This window comes from Leclercia sp. 29361, from assembly GCF_011290365.1.
Taxonomy (GTDB): Bacteria; Pseudomonadota; Gammaproteobacteria; order Enterobacterales; family Enterobacteriaceae; genus Enterobacter; species Enterobacter tamurae.
In genome coordinates, this window is the sequence record NZ_CP049786.1 from 1,790,399 (window position 1) to 1,804,496 (window position 14,098).

Here is a 14,098-nt window from a genome sequence, read left to right on the forward strand (position 1 = left end):
GTGGTTACATTCGGAGCCAACCCTACACGAAGTCCGACATACTGTCTCCAGGATAAGCACGCAAAGTGAAAACGGGTTACTTTCATTTGCTTATTCCATGAGCCAGCACGCTGAACAAAGCGGTGATTATGTTGTCGGAATGCCTGATTTTCCATTAAAATGGATCGGATCGATATAAGCACACAAAGGGGGAAGTGCTTACTTATTATGAAACATACACCACATATGATGAAAATGCGTTGGGTAGGGGCAGCCGTCTTGTTGTCTCTGTATACCTCATCGGCCCTGGCCTTTACTATCGACGATGTCGCAAAACAGGCAAAATCGATGGCAGGTAAGGGGTACGAAGCGCCAAAAAGTAACTTGCCCTCCGTTTTCCGCGACATGAAATACGCGGACTATCAGCAGATCCAGTTTAATCACGATAAAGCGTACTGGAATAAGATTAAAACCCCTTTCAAGCTTGAGTTTTATCATCAGGGGATGTACTTCGACACGCCTGTCACCATTAATGAAGTGACATCCAACGCGGTACGTAAAATCAAGTACAGCCCGGACTATTTTAATTTCGGCAATGTGCAACACGATAAAGACACCGTGAAAGATCTGGGCTTCGCGGGCTTTAAAGTGCTTTACCCGATCAACAGTAAAGATAAGAACGACGAAATTGTCAGCATGCTGGGCGCCAGCTATTTCCGCGTGATCGGCGGTGGCCAGGTGTACGGCCTCTCTGCACGTGGTCTGGCGATCGATACCGCCCTGCCTTCCGGGGAAGAGTTCCCCCGTTTCCGTGAGTTCTGGATTGAACGTCCTAAACCGACCGACAAACGCCTGACCATCTATGCGCTGCTGGACTCCCCGCGTGCAACCGGTGCCTATCGCTTTGTCATTATTCCGGGCCGCGACACCGTGGTTGACGTGCAGTCTAAAGTCTATCTGCGCGATAAAGTCGGCAAACTGGGCGTAGCGCCGCTGACCAGTATGTTCCTGTTCGGACCTAACCAGCCGTCGTCCGCTACCAACTTCCGCCCGGAACTGCATGACTCTAACGGTCTGTCGATTCTGGCCGGGAACGGCGAGTGGATCTGGCGTCCGCTGAACAACCCGAAACACCTGGCGGTAAGCAGCTTCAGCATGGAAAACCCACAAGGGTTTGGCCTGCTGCAACGTGGCCGTGATTTCTCTCGCTTTGAAGATCTGGACGATCGTTACGATCTGCGCCCAAGCGCCTGGATTACCCCGAAAGGCGAGTGGGGCAAAGGCAAAGTTGAGCTGGTAGAGATCCCGACCAACGACGAAACCAACGACAACATCGTCGCCTACTGGACGCCGGATCAGCTGCCGGAAGCCGGGAAAGAGATGAACTTCAACTACTCCATCACCATGAGCCGCGATGAAGACAAGCTGCATGCGCCAGAAAACGCGTATGTACTGCAGACCCGCCGTTCCACCGGAGATGTGAAACAGTCGAATCTGATCCGTCAGCCTGATGGCACCATCGCCTTCGTGGTGGACTTCACCGGTCAGGAGATGAGTAAACTGGCACCGGAAACCCCGGTCACCGCCCAGACCAGCATTGGTGATAACGGTGAAATCGTGGAAAACAACGTGCGTTATAACCCGGTCACCAAAGGCTGGCGTTTAACCCTCCGTGTGAAACTGAAAGATGCGAAACAACCGACTGAGATGCGTGCCGCTCTGGTGAACGCTGACCAGCCGTTGAGTGAAACCTGGAGCTATCAGCTACCTGCCAATGAATAAGACAACTGAGTATATCGATGCCATGCCGCTGACCGATATCGAGAAGGCGGCACTGCCGAAGGGTGACATCACTGCGGTGCATACCGCGCTGGATGCCGATCATCATCCGTTTACCCGTGAAGATGATACCCCGCTGGGCTCGGTTAAAAGCCGTCTCGAGCAGGCCTGGCCCGACTCACTGGCCGAAGGCCAGCTGATTCGCGATGACGAAGGGCGCACCCAGCTTGAAGCGATGCCGAAAGCGACGCGCTCCTCAATGTTCCCGGATCCATGGCGCACCAACCCGGTGGGCCGTTTCTGGGATCGCCTGCGTGGCCGCGATGTGACCCCGCGCTATCTCTCCCGCCTGACCAAAGAGCAACAGGCCAGCGAAGAGAAATGGCGTACCGTCGGCAGTATTCGCCGCTACATCCTGCTGCTGCTGACCATCGCGCAGACCGTAGTCGCCACCTGGTATATGAAGACCATTCTGCCTTACCAGGGCTGGGCGCTGATCAATCCGGCCGATATGCTCGGCCAGGATCTGCTGGTCTCGTTTATGCAGCTGCTGCCGTATATTCTGCAAAGCGGCATCCTGCTGCTGTTCGCCATTCTCTTCTGCTGGGTCTCGGCCGGTTTCTGGACCGCGTTGATGGGCTTCCTGCAGCTGTTGATTGGCCGGGACAAATACAGCATTTCGCACTCTACGGTAGGGGATGAACCCCTCAACCCTGAGCACCGTACGGCGCTGATCATGCCTATCTGTAACGAAGACGTGGATCGCGTCTTCGCCGGCCTGCGTGCCACCTGGGAGTCGGTGAAAGCCACCGGTAACGGCGAACACTTCGACGTTTACATCCTGAGTGACAGCTACAACCCCGACATTTGCGTGGCGGAACAGAAAGCATGGATGGAGCTGATCGCCGAAGTGCAGGGTGAAGGGCAGATCTTCTACCGTCGCCGCCGTCGTCGCGTGAAGCGTAAAAGCGGTAACATCGATGACTTCTGCCGTCGCTGGGGCAACCAGTACAGCTATATGGTGGTGCTGGATGCGGACTCGGTGATGACCGGTGACTGCCTGTCGGGCCTTGTACGCCTGATGGAAGCCAACCCGAATGCCGGGATCATCCAGTCTTCGCCAAAAGCGTCGGGCATGGACACGCTGTATGCGCGCTGCCAGCAGTTTGCGACCCGCGTGTACGGGCCGCTGTTCACCGCCGGTCTGCACTTCTGGCAGCTGGGTGAATCGCACTACTGGGGGCATAACGCCATCATCCGCGTGAAGCCGTTCATCGAGCACTGTGCCCTGGCACCGCTGCCGGGTGAAGGCTCCTTTGCGGGCTCGATCCTGTCCCATGACTTCGTGGAAGCCGCGCTGATGCGTCGTGCCGGTTGGGGGGTGTGGATTGCCTACGACCTGCCGGGCTCCTATGAAGAGCTGCCGCCTAACCTGCTGGATGAACTGAAGCGTGACCGTCGCTGGTGCCACGGTAACCTGATGAACTTCCGCCTGTTCCTCGTCAAAGGGATGCACCCGGTACACCGTGCCGTGTTCCTGACCGGCGTGATGTCCTATCTCTCCGCGCCGCTGTGGTTTATGTTCCTGGCCCTGTCGACCGCGCTGCAGGTGGTGCACGCCCTGACCGAGCCGCAGTACTTCCTGCAACCGCGCCAGCTGTTCCCGGTGTGGCCGCAGTGGCGTCCTGAGCTGGCGATTGCGCTCTTTGCCTCGACGATGGTGCTGCTGTTCCTGCCGAAGCTGCTGAGTATCGTGCTCATCTGGTGTAAAGGCTCGAAAGAGTACGGCGGTTTCTTCCGCGTAACGCTCTCCCTGCTGCTGGAAGTGCTCTTCTCCGTGCTGCTGGCCCCGGTGCGTATGCTGTTCCACACCGTCTTCGTGGTCAGCGCCTTCCTCGGCTGGGAAGTGGTCTGGAACTCGCCGCAGCGTGACGATGACTCCACCCCATGGAGTGAAGCCTTTATGCGTCACGGCTCGCAGATGCTGCTGGGTCTGGTGTGGGCGGTTGGCATGGCATGGCTGGATCTGCGCTTCCTGTTCTGGCTGGCACCGATTGTCTTCTCCCTGATCCTGTCGCCGTTTGTGTCGGTGTTCTCCAGCCGGTCAACGCTGGGATTACGTACCAAACGCTGGAAGCTGTTCCTGATCCCGGAAGAGTATTCCCCGCCGCAGGTGCTGGTGGATACCGACAAATATCTGGAGCTCAATCGCAGCCGTTCGCTGGACGATGGGTTTATGCACGCCGTGTTTAATCCGTCATTCAACGCCCTGGCGACCGCAATGGCGACAGCCCGTCACCGGGCCAGTAACGTGCTGGAGATTGCCCGCGATCGTCACGTTGAGCAGGCGCTGAACGAGACCCCGGAGAAGCTGAACCGCGATCGTCGTCTGGTGCTGCTGAGCGACCCGGTCACCATGTCGCGTCTGCATCATCGTGTCTGGTCCGCCCCGGAGAGATACTCTTCCTGGGTGAGCCATTATGAGACGTTGAAGATGAACCCGCAGGCGTTGAAAGCGAAGTAATGCCCCGAAGGGCAAATAAATACCGGCTCCAGGGCCGGTATTTTTTTATCAGAGGTACTACTGGATGCGATTTTTGATCGTCATTACGATGGCGTTATTACTGAGCGGCTGCGGAAGTATTATCAGCCGGACTATCCCAGGGCAGGGACACGGCAATCAATACTACCCGGGCGTGCAGTGGGACGTTCGCGATTCTGCATGGCGTTACCTGACGGTTCTGGATCTGCCATTCTCGCTGGTGTTCGATACCCTTCTGCTACCCATCGACGCTCAGCACGGGCCCTATGAGTAATTAACGCTCATCCCACTCATCCGCTGCGGTTTGCCCCTCTTCGGTATCCAGCGGTGGCTCGAGTTGAAATTCGCCCTCATCCCATTCATGCAGAGTGTTCTCTTCCAGCCACTCCTGACGCAATTCAATCTCGTCATAATCGCCATCAAACACTGCCTGGGCCGCTTCACCGCTAAGCACCGGCAGGCATTCGCCGTCTTCGCCATCATCGGCAAAAAATTCGGCCTGCCACATAATGTCCCCATCCTGCATGACATACTTCTGAATATTGAGTTGCTCAATATTCGCGTCCTCTTCCTCAATGCCGGGATTGTCAACGAGGAACTCCTCGCGCGCGGCATCAATCGCTTCCTGCAGGGTACTATAAAATACATAATCTTCATGTGACATGGTAATGTGCCTCGCAAAGGGGTTAACGTTACCAAAACTTATAGGTGCCATAGTGAAAAGTGTCAAAGCTTTCATTTACAGTCGTATATCGACGATGCAACAACAGCACGGGTTCGGGATTGACAGGCAAATTTCTACTGTTACCGAATACCTTAGCTATGCGACGCTGGATCAACGTCTGGGGTATCAGCTAGACCCAGAAAATTACGAAATCCTAGATTCAGACATAGGTAAGAGTGCATTTAAAGGAGCGAACTGGGGGGCGAAAAGCTCGCTCGGAAAATTCTATAAGGCAGTAGTAGACCGTAAGATCACAAGCGGCGTCCTAGTCTGCGAGAACATTGATAGACTAGTTCGACTTAGTAACTATGAGGCTAACAACAAACTCAGTACGCTGATCATGAATGGGATAGACATCTTAGAGGTTGAATCTGGCAGTTGCTTTAGTAACCGTATCCCAGAGTCCAGTACAGTACTCAATATGTCTATCAGTCGTGCGTACAATGAGTCATTGCGTAAATCTAATTTCAGTAAAAAATCATGGAAAAAACGCAAATCAACCGCCGAAGAACAAGGTACTGCATTAAATAACAATACACCTGATTGGCTATCTTTGAGTGAAGATAAGCAAGCGTATGTAATTAATAGTGTAAATGTTGAAAAAATAACAAACATCTTCAAAATGTATGTTAGCGGTATGGGCGTTACTGAAATCGTAAAAACGCTGAATGCTAATGGTGACAGATACAACGACAGGGGCTGGAACCTCGTTACAGTATACAATAAATTACGCGACAGACGGTTAAATGGCTATTTGGTCGGTAAATATAAAACCGTGTCTCAGAGAGATGATGAAACGGCTGAGGAAGCTGAAAAGAGACTCCTGAAAAATCGTAAGGCACGTCATGAAGCAAACCTGTGACCTGCTCCCCGTTGATTAATACACCGCGATGTTAGTAATGTCTTCATAAGCCACATGAGGACATCCCCATGAAGAAGCGTTTTTCCGACGAACAGATCATCAGTATTCTCCGCGAGGCTGAAGCCGGAGTTTCTGCCCGTGAACTCTGCCGTAAGCACGCCATTTCCGACGCCACGTTTTATACCTGGCGTAAGAAGTATGGCGGCATGGAGGTGCCTGAGGTTAAGCGCCTGAAGTCGCTTGAGGAAGAGAACGCCAGACTCAAGAAGCTGCTCGCCGAGGCCATGCTGGATAAGGAGGCGCTTCAGGTGGCTCTTGGGCGAAAGTACTGACGACAGACCAGAAGCGCGAAGTCGTGGTGTTGATGTGTGATGCGACCGGTCTGTCGCAACGTCGTGCCTGCAGACTCACAGGTTTGTCCCTGTCGACCTGCCGCTATGACGCTCAGCGTCCGGCGGCTGATGCCCATTTATCAGGGCGCATTACTGAACTGGCACTGGAGCGCAGGCGTTTTGGCTACCGCCGCATATGGCAGTTACTGCGCCGTGAAGGGCTTCTGGTTAATCACAAGCGCGTGTACCGCCTTTATCATCTGAACGGGCTGGGCGTTAAACGCAGACGTCGTCGTAAAGGGCTGGCAACAGAACGTCTGCCGCTGCTCCGCCCGGAGGCGCCCAACCTGACCTGGTCGATGGATTTCGTCATGGATGCGCTGGCTACTGGTCGCAGGATCAAGTGCCTTACCTGCGTCGATGACTTCACAAAGGAATGCCTGACGGTCACTGTTGCCTTCGGGATTTCAGGCGTGCAGGTCACGCGTATTCTGGACAGCATTGCGCTGTTTCGCGGCTATCCGGCTACGATAAGAACCGATCAGGGCCCGGAGTTTACCTGCCGCGCGCTCGATCAGTGGGCCTTTGAGCATGGAGTGGAGCTGCGACTTATCCAGCCCGGCAAGCCGACGCAGAACGGATTTATTGAGAGTTTTAACGGACGCTTTCGCGATGAATGCCTGAATGAACACTGGTTCAGCGACGTCAATCATGCCAGGAAAACCATCAGCGAATGGCGTCAGGATTATAACGAATGTCGCCCGCACTCCACGCTGAATTATCAGACGCCGTCTGAATTTGCAGCGAGCTGGAGAAAGGGTAATTCTGAGAGTGAAGGATCCGACATTACTAACTGAGCCTTGTATCTAATCCTGGGGGCAGGTCAAAATACCTATATATTATAGCTAAATAATTCCACATTTTAAGTTTCAACACATGGTAGTGAATTCCGCATACTTCTAGACGGCTAAACGCAGTCACCAGTACTACCAATTTATCAATTCCTCGGCAAACCCTGAAGATTAGACAAGGTGATCGGTTCTGGTTCCAGTTTAAAAGTACCTTTCACCTCTTTCATTTGGTAAAAGGTAACAGTACTGTCACGGTTAGCTAATGCCGACATAATGCTGAACTTCACGGACTCTTTGCAACGCAGGCCGAAATAGATACTTTCCAGAATGAAGGGGGATTTACGTAAGCCCGGTTTGCCGATCATACGGTACTCATTCTCATACTTCCACTTTTTAGCTTTCACAAAATAAATCGCTTTATTAATATCAGTTGTATTACCAATAGGATTACTAAATAATTCATGGAGTTGACTTGTTAGAACTGTGCGTACTCCATCATAGTCAACTTTTTGTATTTCATTTGTAGCGGCAAAATTACTTACATCACCTGGTATGCTATAGGCACAACAAAATCCGTTATGTTCGTCAGAATAATGTGCCCACATTAAAGGACAGTCGAAATTTTCAGCTAATGACAATACACCAATGTTTTGGCTTGCTACAAGTTCAGTCTTAATTATATCCAAGTACATATCAATTTTTTCTTGCCAATTCTTAATAGGCTTTGAATTCTCCAATCTATTAAGTTCAGTCAAAATTGCGTTTTTCATATTTTGGATTTGAAGAGAGTAGAATTCATAATATTCTTCATCACATCTCTCTATATGTTTTTCATAACGCCCAAACTCCTCTTCGAATACTTCATCATCTACAGAAAGGGGATTGGCACCATTAAACATGTTAAGCATTAGACTACCATTTAGATGCAGGATAAAGTCTTGAAGAGTTTCGCTTGAACTCATTAACTGAGTACGTCTCGCACTAAGTATTAATGTAGCGGCAATATCCCGTAACTTTAATACATCATCCAAGTCATCCACCACAGATGGTTGACAATCGAACGGGTCGTTAAATGAAATCGGGTCAGCAAGGTACACAGTATCATTTATCAGCGAGTCCAGGCTGTTAATACTGAACGCTCTATACTTGTACAGGACGGAAGGTATGGCTTTGTTCATACGTTAAATCGCTAGTTATTGTTTGTTGGTAGATTCTATACTACTGCACAGTACTGGTACATGATTTGACATAAGTTCAAAGGTTGCGATGCCGGTACGTCGTGGTAAGCTGTGAATCCCTGCCAGTACTGAACCGTTTTGGGGTTTGTTAATCAAGGTTCGGTACTGGTAGGGGATGTGGCAGTACAATTAAGTACTGCCCCTTCATCTAGAGGAACGACTTCTGGCACATGAATTTGATCGTCGATTTCAAATCAGGGTTAACCATGAAGTAATTATTTGCATTACCGCCTAAGCCCTTCACGAATACTTGGTCATTAATTTTTGCAGCCCCCAGCGGTACATTATCCTTATCCGAAAATGTCAATTTAGGCGTGAGAATTGGTACATCCCTAACGGATGGGTCAGAGATAATGTAATAACGATCACCAAAATCGATGATTGTCACGATATCGTGCATATCATGAAAATCTTTATCCTTATCAGTTTTTGCATGACTAGTACACATCAGCGATTTTGGCACACTGATTGGTTTCAGTTCATCCTGCATTGTTGATGCATAACAAATCGATGTAGCCAAAAGCCCTAAACAGAGAATCGTTTTTTTCATTTATGAGTATCGCTATAGGCGGTTTTTGCTGTGATGAGATAGTACTGCACCTTGCTACTGTTGACTATCCCTAAAGAATGACAGATTTTGAGCGTAAACTTCTAGTACTGAACTTTAGGCATCAAACCTCAAAAAATTCAGTACTGCCACATACTGACAGTACTGAATATTATCGTAATAAGTTAGGAATATTAGCGGAGTTTCCAGTATTGAATAAGATGTTCAGCGGTAAAAAGTTTCAGCAGAAGCTCGTCTGAAGGTTTGTTATTACTAAAGGAAGAAATATATCTACTTATTTCGGTAATGTCCACGGAGTGATTTTGGTAATGCAATTCCATATATTGGGCACCATTAGTAATATCAATCACATTAAAAAATGGTTTCGCTTCATTGGAAATAATATCACCATATTTCTCTTCAAAAGAAACAGAAGATGGATTATTGAATGTTTCAACCGCGTGTATGAAATTAGCATCCAGATATAAACGTGCTGCAACAGCAGAAGCATCAAAACCGTTAAAAATTTTGGTGTCAAGGAAGGTGATAATCTTTTGTAGGTTTGTATTGGATGGGGGCATTTCAACGCCATCTTTCCACAAATCGCGAATGAGTTCACTAACAGCCATTTTCTGATCTGTAAAACTTAAATTATTTTGCTCTAAGATGGCTGTGAATTTCATTATCGCCATGCGGTTGAAAGCCTCATTGTTAAAAAGGTGGTCTAAGTAATTACCTGGCACACCTTGTTTTGAGCTGAGACTTCTCACGACCTCAATAAATTCATTCCTTTTGTTATCATTATTAATCCAGGTTGGACGATAAAGTTCATCCGTTTCATCTATGGTTCTCTTTGCCCGTGCAACTACTGCATGATATCTACGTGTTTTTGCCTTGTTGTACCCGCCCAAAATTACATAACCTAACCATGCTAAAACTAGTAAGCCAATGATTTCCATATTTAACCCGCTATATAATATATGATTTTTGATTTAAATTTGAATAATTAGAATTGAAAGTACTACGACTTCCCGCCACAACTTTATGTCATCTCGATTTAAGCCCTCGTAATGGTTTGTTTACCCCTACTAAAGGTAGTGGGATAGAAACAGTTATAAACGATTCGTGTACGTCTTGTATACGCCCACTGCATCAGATCATTTCCCACGCAATGAAGGCCCAGGCGAAGCCTAAACAGCACTACTTTAGTGGTAAACGTAATTTATCAGTAGCCCTTAACTACCAGAATAGGTAGGGGAAATATCTTAAACATTGATCGTTATTGCCTATTGATGTAATTAATAATAACGATTTGACCGATCGGTAAAGTGGTGAACCATTTTGCAACGGATAAGCAACCTTTAAGTGCTGGGGAATTTTAATGATTAAAATTATAGGGTTAGTTCTGATGATGACTTCAATCTCAGCTTTAGCCGCTGATGACAACGCTGCGAAAGACGATGCGGAGAAGGCACAACGAGAAATCACACAATCTGGCTATCAGTGCGACCAGGTGAACAGTATCAAGACCGAAACGAGCTGGTTCTCAGCCGAGACAACTTCAAACGTCACATGCGATAAGGCGTACCATTTTAAAATTCGATATAAAGGCAATGTGCGGGTTAGCGTAGACGTGGACTCGATGTAAAAGTACTGCCACCTTTGAACGCCTTCATGCCAGTACTAAATCGTAACTGTGAACTATTGACAGTACTGGCATCGAATCGCGTATTGCATATCAATGAGATAATTCTTAAAATATCAGCGACTTATTTTATGTACCATACCAATTAAGGAAAAATAAATGAAGCTGGTAAAAGCGTTGGCGGTTCTTGCAGTAACGGTAGGGCTAACAGGATGTGCAGTAAGTTTACCATTCAATAACCGTCTCTCTTATCCTTCAGTCTCAGAAATGAAATCAGTTCATATCCAGGGTGAAAAGCCAAAACTATCTATCGTATGGAATCCTGCTGATTTCCCACAGCGTATTGATATACAAGGTGCTGATGGTTTTGTCGGTGGCGGTTCTCGTACACGCGTACCAACTGGGGTTGCACTCTCTTCACGCATAGAAGAAGCAGTGAGCACTTTCGCTGATGTTAATCCTTCTGGACAGAAATTAACCATTACAGTAATTGAAGCCCGTTCCGGTTTCGAATATTCAGCGGGTATGTTCAACATCACACCGGCAATTGACGTTGGGTCGGTCACATTTAATGCAACGTTCAACCTGAACGGTCAAACCTGGTCTCAACAGTTCACGTCACATAAAAACGATCCTGTCATCGGCGGTACTAGCCAGACAGGTACACTTGAAAGTGCCTGGGATGACATAGCAGTACAGGTTGCAAAAAATATTGCTCAACACATTAACAAATAAAGCAATACTTTAACTATGGGGTAAATACTCAAACATACATGAGTAATTTACCCTATGAGAACATCTATACATTTACCAGTCTATGGAAGTACTGAACTCTATTTCGAGATGGTTCAGGAACTACTAGCAGTTATCGATACAGAGCCACTAATCAAATTAGATATGCACTACGATGAACACAGTGAAGTACTGCATATCTATTTCAGCCATCCAGAACCCGATCAACAGAACTTCATGCAGGGCCTGGTATTACTCTATTGCCCTGATTACCACTGGCACTGTTAGAACGGCAGTTCACCCTGGTCACAGAACCAATCATCATCGTCGTGTATCTGGTGCATACGCTGTATTGAGTCCAGATAGGTAAGGCCGTCTAGCACTCGTGGTAGAGGTTCAGGATAGAGCAGTACAAAGCAATCAGGTTGAATCTGACCTAACCAGTACTGCCTATACTCATTCTGGAAAAAGACCTTATCACCGATCCTGTACTCTTCTAACGACGATCCCCAGTAGCACACAGTAGCCCATTGCCCATGATGTACGAACCGCTGTATGCCACTGGTGATCGACGCGTCATACCCATCTTTGTTACCCATCCCTATACCCTCTCTTTATACTGTATATTTGTACAGTATTGCAGACAGTACAGATAAGATCCAGACTGACCGGAGTCAAAAGAATAGCACTGGGAAGTGTATGAAAATTGTACGAATTATTGCAGATGAAACTATTGCATTTGAATCATTGTCTGCTGATGAAAGTATCAAGCTGACACACAACGCTTTAGAACTAATTTCGAAGTTTGAACAGGGTTCGGAAGAACCAACCGCTAAAGAACTGGGCAGGGCATGTTGCCTATTACTGACTGTTGCCGAAGACTTTATGAATGTTGAGTACTGGCAAACTATAGAAGAACTGTATTCTGGTGTTAACCATACGTTCTATAAAGAAGAAGTTATAGCAATCCGTGATTACTATTTAGAACACCTTTCAGAACAGCCTGTATCACTTCATAAACAACGCTAGAAATATTAACGCACGGACGCGTTTAATTCAGTACAGTCGCATACAGAGCGATACAGAAGCATTAAAAGGTACTCCCAGACAGGCCAAGCCTCGCGTAGTTTCGGCAGCGAGTTGTTTTTTGCGTATGTGCGATTTTTGATCAATGAACCACACCAGGAAATATTCAGTACTGAATCCGTTCGTCATTTTGATATTCAGTAATGGCAAGTGATCCACGTGATAATAGTGATCCTTATAATACTGAAAAACACGTGGATCACTTACTCTCACTAGATGACAAAGCACCAGATGAAGTACTGAACCCTGATAAATATAATAACAATAATCAGGAAAATAAAAATGTCCGAATCTATTTCAATCAGAAAGCTGGGCCGTGATTACGGTTATGAACACAGTACTGTACTGGCATGGCAGAAACGCGGGATGCCTACAGACACAGAAGAGAATGCACGTGCATGGATCGTAGACAACATCTTAACGCCGCTACGTGATGGTGATGTACGAGACAAGATCGACCAGGCACGACTACGCAAAATGCAGGCAGAAGCAGATTTAGCCGAAGCCGAAGTAAAGTTAAAACTGGATCAACTAATCGAAGCCGACGAAGTTCATAAAGAACTTACCCAGTACTTTAAAACGTTACGTGATTATATCCGCTCACTACCGAACAAAATTCAACATGAAGTTTTCGAACAAGATTCAGTACTGAAAGTTAAACGTGTATTACAGGCCAGAATTGACGAAATGCTCAATGAAATTGGCGATATGAAATTTGAAGTACCAGAAGAGGACGAACAAGGCAAGGATGCCGAAAATGAACAAGACAATAACAGTACTGAAAAATGCAGTACCAATTATCAAACCTCCACAGAAGTTAAAGCCCAGTGAATGGGCTGAGACTCATTTAGTACTACCTGATGGTGCAGCAGCCGGACAGAAGTTAAAGCTATATTCATTTCAGAAAGAAATGCTAGATATTATTGAGTCTGACCAGTACCGCAAAGTTGTTTATAAAACTAGTGCCCAGATTGCAAAGACTACACTACTGAACTCAGCACTGTTCTATTGGATGGGTACTGATAGTTCTAATATTGGCATTGCCCAGAGTTCATTGTCAGAATTAAAACAGTGGAAGTCAGCGAAGATTGACAAGACCATAGAGCAAATACCAGTACTTCAAGAATTAGTCACAGATAAGAACGACAAAACTAAAGCAAATAACCAACAACAGACCGAATTAAAAGACGGTACTTTTTTATATTTTCTTACATTAGGTAGTGCCCGTGCTTTACGAGGTAAAACGCTCAAGCGAATCATACTTGATGAAGTATCGGCAATAGACCAGAACTCACCAGAAGGGAACCCGATACGTTTAGCTGAGCAGAGGGCTACTGATTTCGGAGCCGAAGCCAAAATCCTCATAAGTTCAACGCCTACATTTGCAGGCGATGCAATTGATGTTGAGTACCAGAACTCAGATCAACGTGAATACTTTGTAAAATGTATTCACTGCCAGCATGAACATACGTTGAAATGGGAGAACGTAAAGTTCGAATGGAAGAAAGTAGGCAAGCGTGACATCCCAGATTCCAGTACTGCAAAATTACACTGCCCAGAATGCCAGAAAGAAATAACAGAGTCACAGCGTATTAAGATGGTAGCTGGTGGGCGATGGATAGCACAGAACCCATCAGTAACTGATACAGCAGGTTTTTATATTAACCGCCTGTACAGTCCTAACAGTACTATTCAGGCTATTGCAAAAGAGTTTGAACTAGCCTGGTTCGAATATAACTATCAGTCATTTTACAATACTGAATCGCCACGGATAATCTAAA

Annotated in this window: 13 protein-coding genes; 9 read left to right on the forward strand and 4 right to left on the reverse strand. The window is 47.2% G+C overall.

Translation table 11 applies throughout. The features are described 5' to 3' along the window. Positions 1 to 225: 225 nt before the first annotated feature. The 3 genes from mdoG (at position 226) to G7090_RS08440 (ending at position 4,574) form a co-directional block, all read left to right on the forward strand. Positions 226 to 1,761, forward strand: a complete 1,536-nt coding sequence (gene mdoG / locus G7090_RS08430; RefSeq protein WP_106992698.1) for a glucans biosynthesis protein MdoG — start codon at positions 226 to 228, stop codon at positions 1,759 to 1,761. Continuing rightward, a complete protein-coding gene (mdoH, locus tag G7090_RS08435) occupies positions 1,754 to 4,282 on the forward strand; it encodes a glucans biosynthesis glucosyltransferase MdoH (RefSeq protein ID WP_106992699.1) in 2,529 nt (842 codons plus the stop codon). Before mdoG ends, mdoH begins: the two co-directional genes overlap by 8 nt. Before the next feature lie 64 nt (positions 4,283 to 4,346). Beyond that, positions 4,347 to 4,574, forward strand: a complete 228-nt coding sequence (locus G7090_RS08440) for a YceK/YidQ family lipoprotein (protein WP_106992700.1) — start codon at positions 4,347 to 4,349, stop codon at positions 4,572 to 4,574. Here G7090_RS08440 and G7090_RS08445 read toward each other — a convergent pair whose 3' ends face one another. Next, positions 4,575 to 4,964 carry a MysB family protein gene (locus G7090_RS08445; RefSeq protein WP_166182108.1) on the reverse strand — a complete coding sequence of 130 codons (390 nt, stop codon included), beginning with the start codon at positions 4,962 to 4,964 and terminating at the stop codon, positions 4,575 to 4,577. It lies immediately after the preceding gene. A gap of 52 nt (positions 4,965 to 5,016) precedes the next feature. Here G7090_RS08445 and G7090_RS08450 point away from each other — a divergent pair, with 52 nt between their 5' ends. Both G7090_RS08450 and G7090_RS08455 read left to right on the forward strand, forming a co-directional pair. Beyond that, positions 5,017 to 5,886, forward strand: a complete 870-nt coding sequence (locus G7090_RS08450; protein WP_166182109.1) for a recombinase family protein — start codon at positions 5,017 to 5,019, stop codon at positions 5,884 to 5,886. A gap of 68 nt (positions 5,887 to 5,954) precedes the next feature. Further along, a protein-coding gene (locus tag G7090_RS08455; RefSeq protein WP_118929462.1) for an IS3 family transposase occupies positions 5,955 to 7,075 on the forward strand; the annotation gives its coding sequence in 2 pieces (ribosomal slippage) (positions 5,955 to 6,213 and positions 6,213 to 7,075; 1,122 coding nt in all). Positions 7,076 to 7,215: 140 nt separating this feature from the next. On the opposite strand, the gene G7090_RS08460 is transcribed toward G7090_RS08455, so the two are convergent. The 3 genes from G7090_RS08460 to G7090_RS08470 form a co-directional block, all read right to left on the reverse strand. After that, a complete protein-coding gene (locus tag G7090_RS08460) occupies positions 7,216 to 8,100 on the reverse strand; it encodes a DUF2971 domain-containing protein (RefSeq protein WP_166182110.1) in 885 nt (294 codons plus the stop codon). Between the two features lie 355 nt (positions 8,101 to 8,455). Next, entirely contained in the window at positions 8,456 to 8,857 is a 402-nt protein-coding gene (locus tag G7090_RS08465; RefSeq protein ID WP_166182111.1) for a hypothetical protein, read from the reverse strand. A gap of 191 nt (positions 8,858 to 9,048) precedes the next feature. Next, complete coding sequence (locus G7090_RS08470; protein WP_166182112.1) at positions 9,049 to 9,813, reverse strand: hypothetical protein; 765 nt, start codon at positions 9,811 to 9,813, stop codon at positions 9,049 to 9,051. Between the two features lie 845 nt (positions 9,814 to 10,658). On the opposite strand from G7090_RS08470, the gene G7090_RS08475 reads away from it, so the two are divergent. From G7090_RS08475 to G7090_RS08490, 4 genes are all read left to right on the forward strand, one after another. Then, positions 10,659 to 11,234: a hypothetical protein gene (locus tag G7090_RS08475; RefSeq protein WP_166182113.1), complete on the forward strand. Its 576-nt coding sequence runs from the start codon at positions 10,659 to 10,661 to the stop codon at positions 11,232 to 11,234. A 696-nt stretch (positions 11,235 to 11,930) separates the two neighbouring features. Continuing rightward, entirely contained in the window at positions 11,931 to 12,260 is a 330-nt protein-coding gene (locus tag G7090_RS08480) for a hypothetical protein (protein ID WP_166182114.1), read from the forward strand. Positions 12,261 to 12,599: 339 nt separating this feature from the next. Then, positions 12,600 to 13,148, forward strand: coding sequence for a hypothetical protein (locus G7090_RS08485; protein WP_166182115.1), 549 nt, complete (start codon positions 12,600 to 12,602; stop codon positions 13,146 to 13,148). Next, complete coding sequence (locus G7090_RS08490; protein ID WP_166182116.1) at positions 13,075 to 14,097, forward strand: phage terminase large subunit family protein; 1,023 nt, start codon at positions 13,075 to 13,077, stop codon at positions 14,095 to 14,097. Before G7090_RS08485 ends, G7090_RS08490 begins: the two co-directional genes overlap by 74 nt. Position 14,098: the final 1 nt, after the last annotated feature.